Source organism: Nesterenkonia sp. YGD6 (assembly GCF_022565895.1).
In the GTDB taxonomy this organism is placed as follows: domain Bacteria; phylum Actinomycetota; class Actinomycetes; order Actinomycetales; family Micrococcaceae; genus Nesterenkonia.
Genome location: NZ_JAJOYY010000004.1, coordinates 1 through 18,121, shown reverse-complemented (window position 1 = coordinate 18,121; position 18,121 = coordinate 1). Strand labels below are relative to the sequence as shown.

Sequence of the window (18,121 nt, the reverse complement as noted above, 5' to 3'; positions counted from 1 at the left end):
ACTTGCTGTCCCAGGGGTCCTCGCGTAAGGTTGACCCTTGGTGTTATAAGCACCAACATGTCTTCCGCGCAGATCGGCGGAGAATCTCTGCAGAGAGAATTCACCGCTGATATGCGCGATTGGTTTAGTCCGAAATGATCATCGAGAGAAGTGAGTCCCAAGTGGTGTACGCGATTGTCCGCGCTGGCGGCCGCCAGGAAAAGGTTTCCGTTGGAGACCTCGTGACCGTTGACCGAGTTCCGGGCGCGGCAGGCAGCACCATTAAGCTGCCGGCAGTGATGCTGGTGGACGGGGACAAGGTCACTACCGCAGCAGATGAGCTCGCCAAGATCTCGGTCGAGGCCGAGGTCCTGGAGAACTTCCGCGGTAAGAAGATCGTCATTGAGAAGTTCAAGAACAAGACCGGCTACCGCAAGCGCCAGGGTCACCGTTCTGAGCTCACCCGCATCAAGGTGACCTCGATCGCCTGAGGCGATCAAGGTTCGCAGTTTCCCCGTTCTTCCCGAGAGGTAGGCAGACCCAATGGCACATAAAAAAGGTGCGAGCTCGACTCGCAACGGCCGCGATTCCAACGCCCAGTACCTGGGCGTGAAGCGCTTCGGCGGTCAGAACGTCTCCGCTGGTGAGATCCTGATCCGCCAGCGCGGCACCAAGTTCCACCCCGGCGTCAACGTCGGACGCGGTGGCGACGACACCCTCTTCGCACTCGCAGAAGGCGCCGTCGAGTTCGGCAGCCGTCGCGGTCGGAAGGTCGTCAACATCGTCCCAGCAGCCTGATCCAGGCCTGCACAGACGTTTCGCACGTAAAGTCGAGGGTGGGCCCACTTGATGGGCCCACCCTCGACTTGTCTTAAGTCAGAATTTTCTTCAAGGAGTCTCCAGCCATGGCACATTTCGTCGACCGAGTGGTCCTCCACACCACGGGCGGTAACGGTGGCCACGGCTGCGTCTCCGTGCACCGCGAGAAGTTCAAGCCCCTCGGCGGGCCCGACGGCGGCAACGGCGGCGACGGCGGCTCCGTGGTCCTCGTGGTCGACCCGCAGACCACCACCCTGCTGGAGTACCACCACCGTCCGCATCGCCACGGCGAGAACGGCGGCGTCGGCCAGGGCGACCTCCGGCACGGCACCCGCGGTCCCGTGCTGGAGCTGCCCGTGCCCGAGGGCACCGTGGTCAAGGACCGGGACGGCCGGGTCCTCGCCGACCTCGTCGAACCCGGTGCCCGCTACACGATCTCCGAAGGCGGACAGGGTGGTCTCGGCAACGCCTCACTGTCCTCGAAGAAGCGCAAGGCCCCCGGCTTCGCCCTGCTCGGCACCCCCGGTGAGGCGAACGACATCGTCCTGGAGCTGAAGTCCGTCGCGGACATCGCCCTGGTCGGATTCCCCTCCGCCGGCAAGTCCAGCCTGATCGCCGCGATGAGCGCCGCGCGGCCCAAGATCGCTGACTACCCCTTCACCACCCTGGTGCCCAACCTGGGCGTCGTCGAAGCCGGTGAGACCCGGTTCACCGTGGCTGATGTGCCCGGACTGATCCCCGGCGCCGCCGAGGGCAAGGGCCTGGGACACGAGTTCCTGCGCCACGTGGAGCGCTGCGCCGCGCTGGTGCACGTGCTCGACTGCGCCTCGCTGGAGAGCGACCGCGATCCGCTGGGCGATCTCGACGCCATCGAGGCCGAGCTTGCCGCCTACGCCCCGGACAAGGTCGAAGGCGCCGGCGGCACCGAGGACAACTCCTCCAACGCGGTTCCGCTCAACGAGCGCCCACGCCTGGTCGCGCTGAACAAGACCGACCTGCCCGACGGTGCCGCGATGGCTGAGATGGTGCGCGCCGAGCTCACCGGCCGCGGCTACCGGGTCTTCGACGTCTCCGCACTGAACCGCGACGGACTGCGCGATCTCGGCTTCGCCATGGCCGAACTGGTCCTCGAGGCGCGCGCCCAGCGCGAGATCGAACCCGCCCCGGTGCCGGTCACCGTGCGGCCACGCTCGGTGAACCGCAAGCAGTTCACCGTCACCGCGGAGTCCAAGGGCGGCGAGCCGCTGTGGCGCGTGCGCGGGGACAAGCCCGAGCGCTGGATCCTGCAGACCGACTTCGGCAACGACGAGGCCGTCGGCTACCTCGCCGACCGCCTGGTCGCCGTCGGCATCGAGGACGAGCTCTTCAAGCAGGGCGCCAAGCCCGGCGAGGCCGTGGTCATCGGCTCCGAGGAGGACGGCGTGGTCTTCGACTGGGAGCCCACCATGGCTGCCGGTGCCGAGCACCTGGGCGGTCCTCGCGGCACCGATCTGCGCCTGGACGACCATTCCCGGCCCACCCGTGCGGAGAAGAAGCAGGAGCAGGCAGACCGCCGCGCCGCGAAGGTCTCCACCCGCGCCGAGATGGACGTGGAGTACCGCTCCCAGGCCGGCGCGCCCACCAAGCGCAAGGACGACGGCGCGCCCACCAGCGTCACCGATGAGGACGGCGTGGAGATCTTCTACCCGCACGGCAATCCTGACGACCTGCAGGACGAGGGCTTCGGCACTGATGAGGCGGAGGCCGACCAGCGATGAGCACGCCCCGGCTGACCGAATCGATGGTCACCGCCCGCACGGACCTGGTCAACGCCAGGCGCGTGGTGGTGAAGATCGGCTCCTCCTCGCTGACCACCCTTGACGGGGGGATCTCCGTGGACGCGCTGAATCGGCTGGTCGCGGATCTGCAGGTGCTGCGTGCGCGCGGCACCGAGGTCGTGCTGGTCTCCTCAGGTGCGATCGCCGCGGGCCTGGCCCCGCTGGGTCTGGGCACCCGGCCGGCCGACCTCGCCACCCAGCAGGCTGCGGCCGCCGTCGGCCAGGGGCTGCTGCTGGCGCACTACACCCGGGCCTTCGCCCAGTATCAGACCACCGTCTCGCAGGTGCTGCTGACCGTGGAGGACCTGATGCGGCGCACCCAGTACACCAACGCGCTGCGCACCCTGGAGAAGCTGCTCAGCCTCGGAGCGGTCCCGGTGATCAACGAGAACGACGCGGTGGCCACCCACGAGATCCGCTTCGGCGACAATGACCGGCTCGCCGCGCTGACCGCGAACCTGCTCCGCGCGGACGCGCTGATCCTGCTCTCCGACGTGGACGCCCTCTACGACGGGCCGCCGGAACAGGGCGGCTCACCGGTCTCCCATGTCTCCGGTCCCGAGGACCTGACCGGGGTGACACTGGGCCGCCGCGGGAAGGCCGGCGTCGGCACCGGGGGCATGGTGACCAAGGTCGAAGCCGCCCAGATCGTCGCCTCCAGCGGCATCCCGGCGCTGCTGACCTCCGCGCCGAACGCCCGCCGGCTCTTCCACGGCGAAGACGTGGGCACCTTCTTCGAGGCCAGGGGACGACGCCGCGGCGCCCGGTCCGCCTGGATCGCCCACCTGGCCCACCCCAAGGGCCGGCTGAGCATCGACGACGGGGCTGTCGCCGCCGTCGTCGAAGGTCGACGCTCACTGCTGCCGGCCGGGATCCTCGCCCTGACCGGGGACTTCGAGGCTTCGGACCCGGTGGAGATCACCGACCGGGCCGGCACCGTGCGGGCCAGGGGACTGGTGGGGTACTCCTCCACCGAGCTCCCGCAGATGCTCGGGCGCTCCACCGCCGAGCTGGGCACCGACCTGGGGCCGGAATATGAACGTGCAGTGATTCATGCAGATGACATCGTCCGCATCGAGACTAGGCTGTGAGCATGGCAGACCAGCAGAAGACCCAGCAGCCCGAGACCAGCTCCGCGAAGGACGACTCCGAGGAGACGGTGAAGGACGTCCCGGGTGAGACCCCGAAGGACGTCCCGCAGGAGGTCGCCGACGGCATCAGCGCAGTCGCCGAGCGCGCCCGCGAAGCATCCCGGGGTCTCCGCGGCCTCGACCGCGAGCACAAGGACCGGACCCTGGCTGCAGTGGCCTCCGGCCTTCGCGAGTCCGTCGTCTCCCTCACCGAGGCGAACCATGAAGACCTCGAGCGAGGCCGCGAAGCAGGACTCAGCCGCTCGCTGCTGGACCGGCTGGCGCTGAGCCAGGAACGCATCGAGGCCCTCGCCGCATCCGTGGAAGAGATCATGGGCCTCAGCGACCCCGTCGGTCGGGTGCTGCAGGGCCGCACGCTGCCCAATGGGCTGCGACTGACCCAGGTCAGCGTTCCGCTCGGAGTGATGGGAGTGATCTACGAGGCCCGCCCCAACGTCACCGTGGACATCGCAGCCCTCGGGCTCAAGTCCGGCAACGCCGTGATCCTGCGCGGCGGGTCCGCCGCGCAGAAGACCAACGAGATGCTGCTGGCGATCATCCGCGACGCGCTGCGCACGACCGCGGTGCCCGTCGACGCGGTGCAGTCCATCGACAGCTTCGGACGCGAGGGTGCCACCGCGCTGATGACCCAGCGCGGCTCCGTCGACGTGCTCATCCCGCGCGGAGGCCGGGAACTGATCCAGCACGTGGTGCAGAACTCAAGAGTGCCGGTGATCGAAACCGGTGAGGGCAACGTGCACATCTACATCGACGCCCACGCCGACGCCGAGACCGCACGCAACATCGTGGTCAACGCCAAGACATCGCGGCCCAGCGTCTGCAACGCCGCCGAGACCCTGCTCCTGCACGCCCACGCCGCCGAGGCCGGCCAGGAGGTCCTGCGCGGGCTGCTGCGCAGCGGCGTGAACCTGCACGTGGACGCGCGTGCCCGCGAGTGGCTGCCCGCCACCCAGCCGGAGAGCCTCACCGAGGATCCGGTGAAGTTCGGCACCGTCACCGAGGTCACCGAAGACGACTACGCCACCGAGTACCACGACCTGGAGATGGCCGTCGGAGTGGTGGACTCACTCGATGACGCCATCGCACACATCACCCGCTTCTCCACCGGGCACACCGAGGCGATCGTCACCGACTCGGTGGCCAACGCCGACCGGTTCGTCGCCGAGGTCGATGCCGCGGCCGTGATCGTCAACGCGTCCACCCGCTTCACCGACGGCGGGCAGTTCGGCCTCGGTGCGGAGGTCGGCATCTCCACCCAGAAGATGCACGCCCGCGGGCCCATGGGAATGGCCGAGCTGACCACCACCAAGTGGATCGTCCGCGGCGAGGGCCAGGTCCGCGCCTGATTCCCGTACACTGGGGATCGATAAATCCACGTTCATCCCACCTGAGGGAGAAGCATGTTCAACCTGCACGTCATCGCCACAGTTCTCGGCGCCGAGGAGCCCAGCGCGCTGCCGATCGAAGCGCACTGGTTCGGCATCATCATGTTCGTCCTGCTGATGTTCCTGCTGCTGATCACCATGAGCTTCGCCGATAAGGGCCGCCAGCTGCCCGCGGCACCGCACAGCGATCACTGACCCTCTTGGCGCAACGTCACCCGCGCGTCGCGGCGACCTCTGAGCGTGCTCCAGGTCCGCTGCGACTGGGGATCATGGGTGGCACCTTCGACCCGATCCATCACGGTCACCTGGTCGCGGCCAGCGAGGTGGCAACAGAGTTTGCCCTCGATGAGGTCATCTTCGTCCCCACGGGGGAGCCGTGGCAGAAAGCGGGCCGTGAGGTCGCGCCCGCTGAGCATCGCTACCTGCTGACCGTGGTCGCCACGGCCGCAAATCCTCGTTTCACCGTGTCCCGCGTGGACATCGACCGCGGGGGAGCGACGTACACCATCGACACCCTGCGCGACTTTCGCGAGATGTACCCCGATGCTGAGCTGTTCTTCATCACCGGTGCCGATGCGATGGCCCAGATCATGTCCTGGAAGAACGTCGATGAGCTCTGGGAGCTCGCGCACTTCGTCTCGGTGACCCGTCCCGGGTACATCTCCGAGGACTTCGGCCGGACCGATGAGATCTCCCTGATGGAGATCCCGGCGATGGCGATCTCCTCCACGGACTGCCGCGAACGCGTCCGCGCCGAGAAGCCGGTCTGGTACCTGGTGCCCGACGGCGTGGTGCAATACATCGCCAAGCACCGGCTGTACCAACCAGATTCAGCGGACCCCGCGCGTTGAGTGCTCCGCACCCTCACGCCTCGGCATACGATGGACATCGGTGCTCCACCATTGAGACCGATTTGATCCAGGGCAACGTCCCTACTCGGGCAGCACTGTCTGGCCGGGGACTTCAGGAGGCCGCACGATGACCGCAGAGAACACCGAGCTGAACGACGCGTCAGACGGCGAAGATCTGCGCGCCCGGTACCTTCCGGTCTCCCGCAAGGAGCTGCGCCGTCAGCGCGAAGCTGAGCTCGCCCAGAAGCGCACCGGAAAGCGTCGTGCGCCGAAGCGGGTCATCGACGGGGTCTCAGCCGACGCGACCGCGCCGGAGAGTGGCCTTGGATCCCCCGAGGCCGCTGAATCCCTCAACGACCCCGAGCCCGGCGCCGTCGGCGGGTCCGGCACAGCCCCCGCGTTCACGACCGGTTCCGAGTCCACCAGCGGATCCAGCTCCAGCACAGCGCCTGCCGCCGCCTGGGAATTCTCCCTCCCAGCGCCTTCCACCCAGGACTCCACACCCGTTTCGGCAGCCGTGGCGGCTGCTGAGGCTGACCACTCGGAATCTCAGCAGCCTGAAGAGGCCGAGTTCTTCGGTGCCGAAGAGGGTGAGACGCCTGAGGATCGGGCAGAGACCGACTGGTCCGAAGCTGATCTCGCCGCCGAGGACAGGATCGCGGAGCTGCGGGAGCTCACCCAGGCCGTGGTCGCCGCCGATGATCCAGACCGAGTGGATCCCGAGCTGCTGAAGAAGCAGCAGGCCCTCGCAGCCCGGGCGATGCAGGCCAACCAGGAACGGCTGCGCAGGGAACAGGTCGAGGCGGACCGGGATGATGAGGAGCGGCGGCGTCCTCTGCGGCCCGAGTCCGACGTGATCACGCGCAAGACCCTGCGGGCTCACCTGGAATCTGATGAGCCCGCGGAGCCGACCGTCTACGCGACCGGATCCATCGAACCGATCCAGGCGCGCGGAGCCCACGGTCTCGAAATCGACGCGATGGTCGAACACAGCACACGTCAGGGAGCGCGTCAGTCCATGATGGGCTGGCTTGTGATCATTCTCGCCCTGCTGCTGATCATCACGGTCGGTGTTGTACTCTCATTCATCCTCTAAGCTTGGACGTCATGGCTATCACCGAACTAGTGCTCTCTGAACTCCGCACCGCGGCCTCTGCGGCTGCGGACAAACTCGCGACAAACATCGTCGGGCTGGACGTGGGGGAGCGGCTCGGCATCACCGACGCTTTCCTGGTCTGCTCGGCACCTTCTGAACGGCAGATCGGCGCCATCGTCGACGAGGTCGAGCGCCAGCTCAAAGAGGTCCACGACTCCTCACCGCTGCGCCGTGAAGGCCGCGGCACCGGTACCTGGGTGCTGCTGGACTACGGACACATGGTCGTCCATGTCCAGCATGAAGAAGAACGCGCGGTCTACGGCCTCGACAGGCTCTATGCCGATGTTGCCAAGGTCGACCTGCAGCTTCCTGATGCACCGTAGGTAGGGGCGCATAGCCCCAGGTCAGCGGCTGGGCCAGGCAATTCTCTGGTAGTTGGACGCCGATTTGCGCAGCGATTCGGGTTCACAGTACAGTAGGGGAGTTGCCGCGGCGCAGTTGCTGAGCCGGGGTGATGATCTGGGGGTATGGCGCAGCTGGTAGCGCGTCCGCATGGCATGCGGAAGGTCAGGGGTTCGAATCCCCTTACCTCCACCAGAGCGAAGCAGGTCCGGAGTCCAACAGGACTCCGGACCTTTTTCGTATGCCCGCATGCCCCCCCGCTGACCTGGCTGTTCTCTCCGCGCCAAGCCGGCGCGCCGGGACCTGAGACGTGTCCTCGGTGAGGAGTAGGCTGGTGTCGATCGTCACAGCTGTCTCAGATCACAGCCAACCTCGGAGGTTTCCCTATGCAGCATCGTGTCCTTGGCCGCACCGGTCGCGAAGTATCCACCATCGGTCTCGGCACCTGGCAGTTCGGCGGGGACTTCGGTCGCGTCGAGGAAGCCGACGCCTACGCCGTCATGGATGCCGCAGCTGAGCAGGACGTCACCATGTTCGACACTGCAGACGTCTATGGCGACGGCCTCAGCGAGCAGCTGATCGGCACATGGCTGGGCAAGAACCCTGAATGGACCGGACTGGTCGCCACCAAGATGATCCGCCGCGCGGAAGAACCCAGCCTCGAGCACGCCACGGCTGAGAACTTCCAGGCCTGGATCGACCGCTCCCGGAAGAACCTCGGCAGAGACACCCTGGACCTCGTCCAGCTGCACTGCCCCAACGATGATGTCTTCAGCTCAGATGCCGTCTTCGACCGCCTGGATGCCCTCGTGGAATCCGGCGCCATCGCCCACTACGGCGTCAGCGTGGAGACCACTGACCAGGCCCTGAGCGCCATCGCCCGCCCCAATGTGGCCTCGGTGCAGATCATCCTCAACGCCTTCCGGCAGAAGCCGCTGGAGGCCGTGCTGCCGGCCGCACAGGAAGCCGGAGTGGGCATCATCGCGCGCGTCCCGCTCGCCAGCGGACTGCTCAGCGGCCGCTACACGAAGGACACCACCTTCGAGGAGACCGATCACCGCAGCTACAACCGCTCCGGTGAGGCCTTCGACATCGGGGAGACCTTCTCCGGCGTGGACTTCGCCACCGGGGTCGAGGCGGCCGCGGAGTTCTCAGAGCTGGCCAAGCAGGAGGGGCTGAAGCCGACGACGGCGGCCCTGGCCTGGGTCGTCCAGTCCTCCGGCGTGAGCACCGTCATCCCCGGGGCGCGCAATGCCGAGCAGGCCCGCCAGAACGCGCAGGCCGGTGGAGTGCCGAAGCTCTCCGAAGACTTCCGGGCAGCGGTGAGCAGGCTCTACGCCGATAAGATCGCGCCCTCGGTCCACGCCCGCTGGTGAAGACCGCGGGGCGTGCGCTGAACTGAGCACCCAGACCAGATACCACCGAGCAGGAGGACCTATGCGCATCGCCGTCATCGGAGCCACGGGCAACGTCGGAACAGCGGTGCTGAGGCACCTGAGCAGCCGCACCGAGGTGGACAGCGTGCTGGGGATCGCACGGAGACTCCCCGACACCGACGCCGCCCCGTATGCGGACGCGCAGTGGCATCGCGCGGACATCCAGTACAGCGAGGTCGTGCCCGAGCTGGCCGAGGCGCTCTCCGGCTGCGACGCCGTGATCCATCTGGCCTGGCTGATCCAGCCCAACAAGGAGCGCACCCTGCTGCGCCGGGTCAATGTCGACGGGACCCGGCACGTGCTGGAAGCCGCGGCCCAGGCGGGGGTGCGCCAGGCCGTCGTCGCCTCCTCGGTCGGGGTGTACTCGCCAGCCGAGGATGACGTCGCGCACGATGAGCAGTGGCCCACCGAGGGCATCCCCGGGTCCCACTACAGCGAGGACAAGGTGGCCCAGGAGCGCGTCATGGACGAGTTCCTGCAGGCTCATCCTGACTTCTCACTGGCCCGGCTGCGACCCGGGCTGGTCTTCCAACGCGAAGCCGGCTCCGAGATCCAGCGCTACTTCGCCGGAAAGCTGGCACCGGTGCAGCTGCTGCAGCTCTTCCGGCCTGCGGTGGTTCCGGTCCCCGGCGGCATTCGCACCCAGGCTGTGCACGCCGATGACCTGGCTGCCGCCTACGCACAGGCCGCGATTCTGGGGGCACAGGGCGCATTCAACATCTGCGCCGATGACCTGCTCGACGGGGACGCCATCGCGAAGGTCGTCTCCGGTGAGAAATCCCCAGGAATCGCGCTCCCGCTGCCGGCTGCTGCGCTTCGTCCGATGATCAAGGCCGCCCACCGGGCCGGGATCCTCCCGACGGATGAAGGCTGGCTGGACATGGGCCGCCACGTGCCGGTGATGGACAACTCCCGGGCGAAGAAGGAGCTCCACTGGGCACCGGAGCATTCCGGTGCCCAGGCACTGGAGGAGCTCGTCCAGGGCATGGCCGCCGGGGTCGGCGCCCCCTCGGCGCCGCTGCGCCCCCGGGACCTCGACGCCGCGGACCGGCCGGAACTTCCATCTGCTGAGCACGAGCTGGGCGGAGAGGTCGACGCGCTGCTGCTGCGCCAGTACATGTCCGACCATCTTGCCGGAGCCACCGCGGGAACGAATCGGATCAAACGCATGGCGGCCGACTACGTCGACACACCGGTGTTCCCGCAGATCTCCGAGGTGGCCGAGGCGATCAGGCGCGAACGCGGCTTTCTGGTCAAGCTCATCCAGCGTCAAGGCTTCTCGACTCCACCCGGGTCCACCACCATCGCGTGGCTGGGGGAGCGGGTGGGACGGCTCAAGCCCAACGGCAGACCGCCGGGCGGCCGATCGCCCTCCACGCTGGTGCTCGAAGCGGAGATGATGATCACCGCGGTCACCGGCAAGCTTCACGGGTGGTCTGTGATGAAGGACCACGCCCACGCCCTCGGGGTGGATCCGCAGGTGTTCCAGGGGTTGATCGAGGATGCCGAGGCCCAGCGCGAGCAGCTGGAGACCGTCCACGAATACGCCCGGCACCGAGCCTTCCGCAAAGACCGCGACACGTTCGAGAAGACACGCTGAACCACTAGTTCTGAACTACTCGTAATAACTTCTTGATCTTGCTAAGCTCAGAGAGTCCACCCCATAAGCCTGCCCGCCTCATGTCGGGCAAGTGAGGGTCCTCTTCAGTCCATGAGACGCAGGGGACCTCGCTGCAGCGAAAAGGAGAGCGAATTGGCACAGACCGATCCGATCCTGACCACTCGACAGGGTCACCCTGTCACCAATAACCAGAACCAGCGCACCGTGGGCAACCGCGGGCCCGCCACGCTGGAGAACTACCAGTTCCTCGAGAAGATCAGCCACTTCGACCGGGAACGCATCCCGGAGCGTGTGGTCCACGCCCGTGGATTCGTGGCCTACGGCGAGTTCGAGGCCACCGGCATGATCGGCGACGAGCCGGCGTCGAAGTACACCCGCGCCAAGCTCTTCCAGGAGGCCGGCAAGAAGACCGACCTGGCGATCCGCTTCTCCACCGTCATCGGCGGCCGTGACTCCTCAGAGTCCGCCCGGGATCCCCGCGGCTTCGCTGTGAAGTTCTACACCGAAGACGGCAACTGGGACCTGGTCGGCAACAACCTTCCGGTGTTCTTCATCCGCGATGCGATCAAGTTCCCCGATGTCATCCACTCGCTGAAGCCGGACCCGATCACCTTCCGCCAGGAGCCCAACCGCATCCTGGACTTCATGGGCCAGACTCCCGAGTCCATGCACATGCTGACCCACCTCTTCAGCCCCCGCGGCATCCCGGCGACCTACCGCCACATGGAGGGCTTCGGCGTCAACACCTACAAGATGGTCAACGCCGAGGGCGAGACCGTCCTGGTGAAGTACCACTTCCACCCGCGCGCCGGCGTCGCCTCGATGACCGAGGCAGAGTCTGCCAAGGTGCAGGGCCAGGACCTCGGCCACGCCTCGAAGGACCTCTTCGAGTCCATCGAACGCGGCGAGTTCCCACAGTGGGATGTCCACGTCCAGATCATGGAGGATCACGAGCACCCCGAGCTCGGCTGGGATCCGCTGGATGACACCAAGATCTGGCCCGAGGACCAGTTCCCGCTGCGCAAGATCGGCGTCATGACGCTGAACCGCAATGTGGGTGACCACCACAACGAGAACGAGCAGATCTCCATGGGCACCGGTGTCCTGGTCGACGGCCTGGACTTCTCCGATGACAAGATGCTGGTCGGTCGCACCTTCTCCTACTCGGACGCGCAGCGGTACCGCGTGGGACCGAACTACCTGCAGCTGCCCGTCAACCAGCCCAAGGGCCGCGACGGCAAGGTCTACACGAACCAGCGCGGCGGACTGATGTCCTTCGGCAACGACGTGCATCCCGAGCAGAACCCGCACGTGAACTACGAGCCCTCCATCCACAATGGACTACACGAGTCCCCGGGGCCGCAGCCGAACAACGCTCCGGCCGTCGGCGGACAGCTGGTGCAGGAGAACCTCGATCGCCGCAATGACTACCTGCAGGCACGCGGTCGCTACAACACCATGATGGACTGGGAGCGCGATGAGCTGATCAACGTGCTCACCGGCATGCTCGAGCAGTCCGAGCGCGACGTGCAGGAGCGCATCGTCTGGCACTTCTTCATGATCCACGATGACTACGGTCAGCGGATCGCGAAGAACATCGGCCTCACCGTGGAGGATGTGTCGCACCTGTTGCCGTTGGCGGTGCAGAACTTCACCGAGGAGGAGGAGCAGCGCCTCGCCAACCTCGGCAACAATGGCGACACCATTGACCCCGAGCAGTGGGGCACCTGGACGGCGTCCGTCGAGAACCGCCAGGCCTCGGCCGAAGACGTGCTCGCCGGCAACCTGGGAAGCCCCAGCTACAGCAAGTGATGCTGCACAAGAACTGAGCGTCAGCTGAGACGGCAATGGCCGGGAACCCGACGGGTTTCCGGCCATTGCCGTCTGCTGGCCTGCTGGTCCCGCTGAGAACCTCAGTGGTTGCGCAGCGCGTCGATCAGTTCAGGCTTGTTCATCTTCGAGTACCCGGTGAGACCGAGCTCCCTGGCCCGATCCTGCAGCTGCGCCACGGTCCGGTCCTGGTAGTTCGACGCCTCCCCGCCCTTCTCGCCTTCGCTGCTGCGGCCTTCCTTGGCAGCCGCGTTGGCGATGCGAGCGGACTTCTCCTTGGAGTTGCCCTCCTCGCGGAGGCGTTCGTAGAGCTCCTCATCCTTCACGCTTGATCGTGCCATGGAGAGAATCCTTCCGTCGGCTCATGCTGGACTCAGGTGCTGCGGCTCAGAAACCCTTGCCGCCGGTGACCGGGATGACCGAGCCGGAGACGTAGGAGGCCTCCTCGCTGGCGAGATAGACGTACGCCCCGGCGAGCTCCGCGGGCTGCCCTGGGCGGCCCAGGGGAGTGTCCTGACCGAATTGAGCGACGCCGTCGAACCCGGTGGCCGGGATCAGCGGAGTCCAGATAGGGCCCGGTGCCACACCGTTGACGCGGATGCCCTTCTCGGCCAGCTCCGCTGCCATCGACTCGATGAAGGCGACCTGGGCAGCCTTGGACATCGCGTAGTCGAAGAGCACGGGCTTGGGGCCCACCGCCTGGATGGAGGTGGTCACGATGATCGAGGCCCCGGGGTTCAGATGGGGCACCGCCTCACGGGTGATCACGATATGCGCGATGAGGTTCGTCTCGAAGACCTTGCGCACCTCAGCGGTAGGTGTCGAACCGACGCCGTCACGGGCCCGCTGGTAGGCGGCGTTGAGGATCAGCACGTCGATCCCGCCGAGGTCTTCGACGGCGCGGCGCACGATGCCCACGGCGCTCTCCTCGTCGGTGATGTCCACCGGGTAGGTGGCGCACTGACGGCCGGCCTCGCGCACGTGCTGAGCCGTGACCTGGGCGTCCTCCTCCTCCTCTGGGAGGTAGGCGATGGCGATGTCCGATCCCTCGCGGGCGAAGGCGATCGCGACGGCGCGGCCGATGCCGGAATCGCCGCCGGTGATCAGGGTCTTGCGCCCCTTGAGCCGTCCGTGGCCGACCCAGCTCGCTTCGCCGTGATCCGGCTCCGGACCGGTCTTGCCGGTCAGCCCGGGCTGGTCCGGCTGCTCCTGCTCGGGGAGGTCGCTGTGACGGTACTTCGTCCGGGGGTCCTGCTGGGTGTATGGATCGCTCGTCATGACTGATGTCCTTCGAGAGAGGTGTGTCCGGCAGGCAGCCGGCTCAGGTTGGTGGCCGCCGCTCAGACTGCTGACCTGGTGGGATCCAGGACGACCTTGATGCAGCCGTCTTCCTTCTTCTGGAACATCTCGTAGGCGCCGGGAGCGTCGGTCAGCGGCAGCGTGTGCGTGATGAAGTCGTCCACAGCCAGGGGATCTGCGGGATCTTCGACCAGCGGCAGGATCTTGTCGACCCAGTTCTTCACGTTGGCCTGGCCCATCTTCACGGTGATCTGCTTGTCGAACATGGTGATCAGTGGAAGCGGGCTGGCGGCGCCGCCGTAGACGCCGCTCAGCGAGATCGTGCCGCCGCGGCGGACGAGCTCGATGGCCGAGTACAGGGCAGCCAGGCGATCCACGCCGACGGTCTGCATCATGGCCTTGCCGAGGGCGTCGGGCAGGAACTGCGCGGAGATCTGGGCTGCCTTGGCGATGGGGGAGCCGTGGGCTTCCATGCCGACCGCATCCACGACACCGTCGGGGCCGCGGCCGTCGGTGGCCTCGCGGATCTGGTTCAGCGATTCCTCGCCGGTGTCGAAGACCATGACGCCGTGGCGGGCGGCCATCGCGCGGCGCTCGGCCACGGGATCGATGGCGTAGACCTTCATGCCCTGGTGCTTGGCGATGCGCGCCGCGAACTGGCCGATCGGGCCGAGTCCGATGATCGCGATGCTGTCACCGCTCTTGAGTCCGGTGTAGGCCACGCCCTGCCATGCTGTGGGGATGACGTCGGAGAGGAAGAGGTAGCGGTGGTCGGGCAGCTCGTTGCCGACCTTGATCGGGCTGTAGTCCGCGTGGGGGACTCGCAGGTATTCGGCCTGGCCGCCGGGGACGGCGCCGTAGAGCGCGGAGAAGCCGTAGAGGGCGGCGCCCATGCCCTGCTCGCGGACTTGGGTGACCTCACATTGGGTCTGCAGGCCGCGCTGACACATGAAGCAGCTGCCGCAGGAGATCTGGAAGGGGATGACCACTCGGTCACCGACGGCGAGGTTCGAGTCGGGACCCGCCTCGACGACACGACCCATCGGCTCGTGGCCCAGGATGTCGCCGGGGGTCATGAACGGGCCGAGCACCTCATAGAGGTGAAGGTCCGAGCCGCAGATCGCGGTGGAGGTGACCTCGATGATCGCGTCGTTGGTCTGCTGGATCTGTGGATCCGGGACGGTCTCCACACTTACCTTGTTATGGCCCTGCCATGTCACTGCTTTCACGTCACGTCTCCTCAGAAGTTCTTCTGCGCGGCATATCTGGGAGAGATGTCATTCTTCACTCCCGGAATCACCCTTACAGGGTCCACATTATCGACTACCACCTGGCAGTGAGCTGGACATGAACCCCACGTTGGCCTCAGCGCGTCACGCCGCGACGCGTGGGTCGGCCAGTGAGCAGACCACTGACCAGGCGTCTGCCGAGCAGCAGGGTGCCCAGTACGCCGAGCGCCACCAGGATGAAGGACCATTCCGCGCCGCCGCCGCCGCTGAGCACGCGCACAGTCATGCCCAGAGCCACGGTGCCGAGGATCACGACGACGGCGTCCGGCCAGAGCCGCGAGGGGCTGCGCCAGAAGCGCACTGCCAGCGAGCTGACCAGCAGTGCGAGCAGGAACGGTGCAGCGGTGCCCCACACATCGCTGAAGGCCAGTCCGGTCTCGTGGGAGCGATTGCCCGTGGCGGCGAAGGCAAGCACCAGCAGGCCGTCCAGCAGCAGGAGCAGCCAGGGGAGTGCGGCATGGCGGGTCGGCGCTGCCTGCGGGGAGGGGGAGGAGTGCATGGACCGAGTCTAGGACTATGCCTCTGCGTGCGTCGGGGCTGCCCGATCATCTATCGAGGCGGTGCAGGCATCGATGCGGCTGATCGCGGTGGTCAGCGTTTCTACGGTGGCCCAGAGGTCGGGGTGCTGATCCTGGATCTCCTCGAGTGTGGAACCTGAGGACTTCAGGGTGGCCAGATCGAAGCTGGCGTTGGTGCGTGCACCCGCGACGGCGGCCCGAAGTGCCCCGAAGGCGACGACGACGTCGGCGATCACGGCTCGCTTGCCATGTTCTGCCAGCCAGGACAGGTCGTCGATGGCCGAGACGGCGTACTCGCCGAGTTCTGCGGAGGTCTGCGCCGCACCGATCGCGGCCTCACGGATGGCCTTCTCGCGCTTCGGTCCCCGCTCCAGCTTGAAGGCTGCGCCGAAGGCGTGGGAGGCGGTGGCGTCGTCGTCGGCCAGCTGCAGGGCGGTCTGCCGAAGATCGCCGGCTCGGGCGAGGATGGCGGCGAGCGTGTCCCGCCGTTCTGGATCGGCTTCGGTGTACCCGGCGACCATGGAGGTCAGCGACGCGGCGATGGCAAGCATCGTCCCGGCCCCGGCGCCGCCGCCCGGGGATCCGGTGGACTGGGACAGGCCTTGGGTCCATTCGGCGACCGTCGAGCGTTGCGTGGTGATCTCTTCCGCATCAGTCATGGGTCGAGTCTGTCCTACGACTGGTAGGAATGAAACGCAGGCTGCAGGGGAGTGCAGGTCCAGGCAGAGGTGGAGTGGGCCGAGAGCTCCCTGTCATCGACACATGTCGATCCCGCTCAATACGGGTATCCGTAAATCTAATTTATAGACATTATCTTCACTGCTAACTCAGTGTAGAAACTAGGATCGCTGGTCTCGACTCATGACAAGTCGACCGTCGTCCCACCGGGGACCCTCTCGCATCTGCGCGCCGACATGGTGACTTACGCAGCGTGATTGCTGAGCGCAGAGCAACTCGTGATCCGCCTGCTGGCCGAGCCGGTCGAGAACGGCGCCACCGTCGATGATGTCGCTGCAGCACCAAGCCTGTCGCGCGCCGATGCTGAGACGCTGATCGCAGGCTCAGACTCACCGAACCCGGACTCAGCTGAGTCGCTGCTAGGCACCCGAGCGATGAGGACGGTGGGTGCGGGCACGAGGCATGCCAGCAGTTTTCATCTGTCTCCAGGGACAACCTGACATAATGTAGATTATCGGCGCTTTATCCGACGGGCCCAGTCGGGGCAGGATCATTGTCTAGTCCTATAGAACCTGGCCACTATCCTACGAAACCTGGTGTCGCTACGATTGTCATCTTAAATCCTGCGATTCATGGCCACTGAGGAGAAAGCATGATCCGCCGGAGTCGACAGCCAGGTTACGCAAACTCGACTGACCGTACCGTGATCTCGTATCGGGACGGTCTCTTTCGAGTCAGTCCTGCCCGTCCGCATTGTGCTCTCATGGAGTCGGTGCGTCACGCCGCTGCGGTGAAGATCCCGACCTGTGACGAGATGATCCAGAACGCATCATCCGTTGTTTAACGTCACCCACATTGATTTCGCCCCTGTGTTTCCTGGGTTCTAGTGGTGACCATGGCCGAACTTTGACGGAAATGAATGGACCCGGCGAAGACTCCTTGTGTCCATAGCTCAAGATCAGGCAAAGAGGACGGTGACCACGACCGGGCCGACCGCGGTTAGTGCAGTGATCGCGCTGACCCCTATTCCGATGGCCGTGATCATGTGGTTCCGCTTGGCGCGCAGCGCTTCAATCCGTTCGCCGCCCGGCTTGCTCGCGTTGAGGCGCAGGACTTCCATCTGGGTCTGCCGCGCGGAAAGGTGACGTCTTGACCTACCCACAGTTTGGGCTCCACTATTCCTCGCTAGCCGATGGCCTTCATGGAATGCTGATGAACATACCACCCCCCCCTACCCTCCAGAGTTCCGGGCCCGCGCCATCGCACTGGTCCGCGAAGGACGACCGATCAAACAGACCGCGGCCGACCTCGGCATGCACGAGGTCACACTGCACTCCCCCCTTAGTCAGGTACAGCATTCTCTGACTAAGGATGTTCGATGCCGCGAATTTCACCTCCATCACAGCTGCCAAAGTAAGCGGCATCCCCTCGGCGCCAGCATCCCCCGCGGCGGAGACTCCCGGATTCGTGATCAACTCCAGATCCGCTGAGCCGGCGATGCTTCGCGGGCCGTACAGCACAATTGCTCGTCCGGTGACCTAATCCCTGGGGACGGAAGGCCGGCCTGGAACCCCTGCCTGCCGCACGATGGTGTTGTGTCTTAATCGATCCTTACTCAATTAACACACACTCTCCTTGCGTATCTTAAGGTAGCCTCATAGCTGTCCAATCAGGCCTCACGTCCGAGAGCCCTCCACTCAGATCCGAAGGAACACTACTCATGCGCAGAACCTCTATGGCGGTCACCCTGGGCGCACTTGTCGCCCTGACCGCGACCTCCTGTGGCGATACCACTGAGCCGGCGTCGAACGGTGACGAGACCACCGCCGAGCAGGAGAGCCTGGTGCTCTATTCCGGGCGCAACGAGGAACTGATCCAGCCGCTCATCGACACCTTCTCGGAAGAGACCGGCATCGAGGTCGAGGTGCGCTATGGCGACACCGCCGAGCT

Annotated in this window: 18 protein-coding genes, 1 tRNA gene and 1 pseudogene; 14 read left to right on the top strand and 6 right to left on the bottom strand. The window is 66.1% G+C overall.

The window, feature by feature from the left end; genetic code table 11:
- The first annotated feature begins 161 nt into the window (after positions 1–161).
- The 13 genes from rplU (at position 162) to LTI14_RS07190 (ending at position 12,369) form a co-directional block, all read left to right on the top strand.
- On the top strand, positions 162–470 hold the full coding sequence (rplU, locus tag LTI14_RS07250) for a 50S ribosomal protein L21 (protein WP_241465088.1): 309 nt from the start codon (positions 162–164) through the stop codon (positions 468–470).
- Positions 471–522: 52 nt separating this feature from the next.
- Entirely contained in the window at positions 523–777 is a 255-nt protein-coding gene (gene rpmA / locus LTI14_RS07245) for a 50S ribosomal protein L27 (protein ID WP_036475435.1), read from the top strand.
- A 107-nt stretch (positions 778–884) separates the two neighbouring features.
- Positions 885–2,555: a GTPase ObgE gene (gene obgE, locus LTI14_RS07240; protein ID WP_241469409.1), complete on the top strand. Its 1,671-nt coding sequence runs from the start codon at positions 885–887 to the stop codon at positions 2,553–2,555.
- Positions 2,552–3,706 (top strand): glutamate 5-kinase, encoded by a 1,155-nt coding sequence (gene proB, locus LTI14_RS07235; protein WP_241464729.1) that lies wholly within the window; start codon positions 2,552–2,554, stop codon positions 3,704–3,706. The genes obgE and proB overlap by 4 nt, the downstream gene beginning before the upstream one ends.
- A gap of 2 nt (positions 3,707–3,708) precedes the next feature.
- Positions 3,709–5,112, top strand: coding sequence for a glutamate-5-semialdehyde dehydrogenase (locus LTI14_RS07230; RefSeq protein ID WP_241476142.1), 1,404 nt, complete (start codon positions 3,709–3,711; stop codon positions 5,110–5,112).
- A 54-nt stretch (positions 5,113–5,166) separates the two neighbouring features.
- On the top strand, positions 5,167–5,346 hold the full coding sequence (locus LTI14_RS07225) for a hypothetical protein (protein ID WP_241464731.1): 180 nt from the start codon (positions 5,167–5,169) through the stop codon (positions 5,344–5,346).
- 59 nt (positions 5,347–5,405) lie between these two features.
- Positions 5,406–6,002, top strand: a complete 597-nt coding sequence (gene nadD / locus LTI14_RS07220) for a nicotinate-nucleotide adenylyltransferase (RefSeq protein ID WP_255727177.1) — start codon at positions 5,406–5,408, stop codon at positions 6,000–6,002.
- A 127-nt stretch (positions 6,003–6,129) separates the two neighbouring features.
- Entirely contained in the window at positions 6,130–7,098 is a 969-nt protein-coding gene (locus tag LTI14_RS07215) for a hypothetical protein (protein WP_241476141.1), read from the top strand.
- Positions 7,099–7,109: 11 nt separating this feature from the next.
- Positions 7,110–7,481, top strand: a complete 372-nt coding sequence (gene rsfS / locus LTI14_RS07210; protein WP_241464733.1) for a ribosome silencing factor — start codon at positions 7,110–7,112, stop codon at positions 7,479–7,481.
- A gap of 138 nt (positions 7,482–7,619) precedes the next feature.
- A tRNA-Ala gene (locus tag LTI14_RS07205) sits at positions 7,620–7,695 on the top strand.
- A 191-nt stretch (positions 7,696–7,886) separates the two neighbouring features.
- Positions 7,887–8,876: an aldo/keto reductase gene (locus LTI14_RS07200; protein WP_241476140.1), complete on the top strand. Its 990-nt coding sequence runs from the start codon at positions 7,887–7,889 to the stop codon at positions 8,874–8,876.
- 61 nt (positions 8,877–8,937) lie between these two features.
- The gene (locus LTI14_RS07195; RefSeq protein WP_241464735.1) at positions 8,938–10,536 is read left to right on the top strand and encodes an NAD-dependent epimerase/dehydratase family protein; all 1,599 of its coding nucleotides are present in this window, start codon (positions 8,938–8,940) and stop codon (positions 10,534–10,536) included.
- 153 nt (positions 10,537–10,689) lie between these two features.
- On the top strand, positions 10,690–12,369 hold the full coding sequence (locus tag LTI14_RS07190; RefSeq protein ID WP_274616006.1) for a catalase: 1,680 nt from the start codon (positions 10,690–10,692) through the stop codon (positions 12,367–12,369).
- A gap of 101 nt (positions 12,370–12,470) precedes the next feature.
- Here LTI14_RS07190 and LTI14_RS07185 read toward each other — a convergent pair whose 3' ends face one another.
- The 6 genes from LTI14_RS07185 to LTI14_RS07160 form a co-directional block, all read right to left on the bottom strand.
- A complete protein-coding gene (locus LTI14_RS07185; protein WP_241469405.1) occupies positions 12,471–12,728 on the bottom strand; it encodes a DUF7218 family protein in 258 nt (85 codons plus the stop codon).
- Positions 12,729–12,774: 46 nt separating this feature from the next.
- Entirely contained in the window at positions 12,775–13,665 is an 891-nt protein-coding gene (locus LTI14_RS07180; protein ID WP_241469404.1) for an SDR family oxidoreductase, read from the bottom strand.
- 62 nt (positions 13,666–13,727) lie between these two features.
- Positions 13,728–14,915, bottom strand: a complete 1,188-nt coding sequence (locus tag LTI14_RS07175; protein ID WP_241464738.1) for an alcohol dehydrogenase catalytic domain-containing protein — start codon at positions 14,913–14,915, stop codon at positions 13,728–13,730.
- 136 nt (positions 14,916–15,051) lie between these two features.
- Complete coding sequence (locus LTI14_RS07170) at positions 15,052–15,474, bottom strand: DUF3054 domain-containing protein (RefSeq protein WP_241476139.1); 423 nt, start codon at positions 15,472–15,474, stop codon at positions 15,052–15,054.
- A 15-nt stretch (positions 15,475–15,489) separates the two neighbouring features.
- A complete protein-coding gene (locus tag LTI14_RS07165; RefSeq protein WP_241464740.1) occupies positions 15,490–16,152 on the bottom strand; it encodes a cyclodeaminase/cyclohydrolase family protein in 663 nt (220 codons plus the stop codon).
- A 977-nt stretch (positions 16,153–17,129) separates the two neighbouring features.
- Complete coding sequence (locus tag LTI14_RS07160; protein WP_241476138.1) at positions 17,130–17,291, bottom strand: hypothetical protein; 162 nt, start codon at positions 17,289–17,291, stop codon at positions 17,130–17,132.
- A 600-nt stretch (positions 17,292–17,891) separates the two neighbouring features.
- Between LTI14_RS07160 and LTI14_RS07155 the strand changes: the two are divergent.
- Positions 17,892–18,121 (top strand): annotated as a pseudogene (locus tag LTI14_RS07155) (iron ABC transporter substrate-binding protein); the annotation flags it as partial.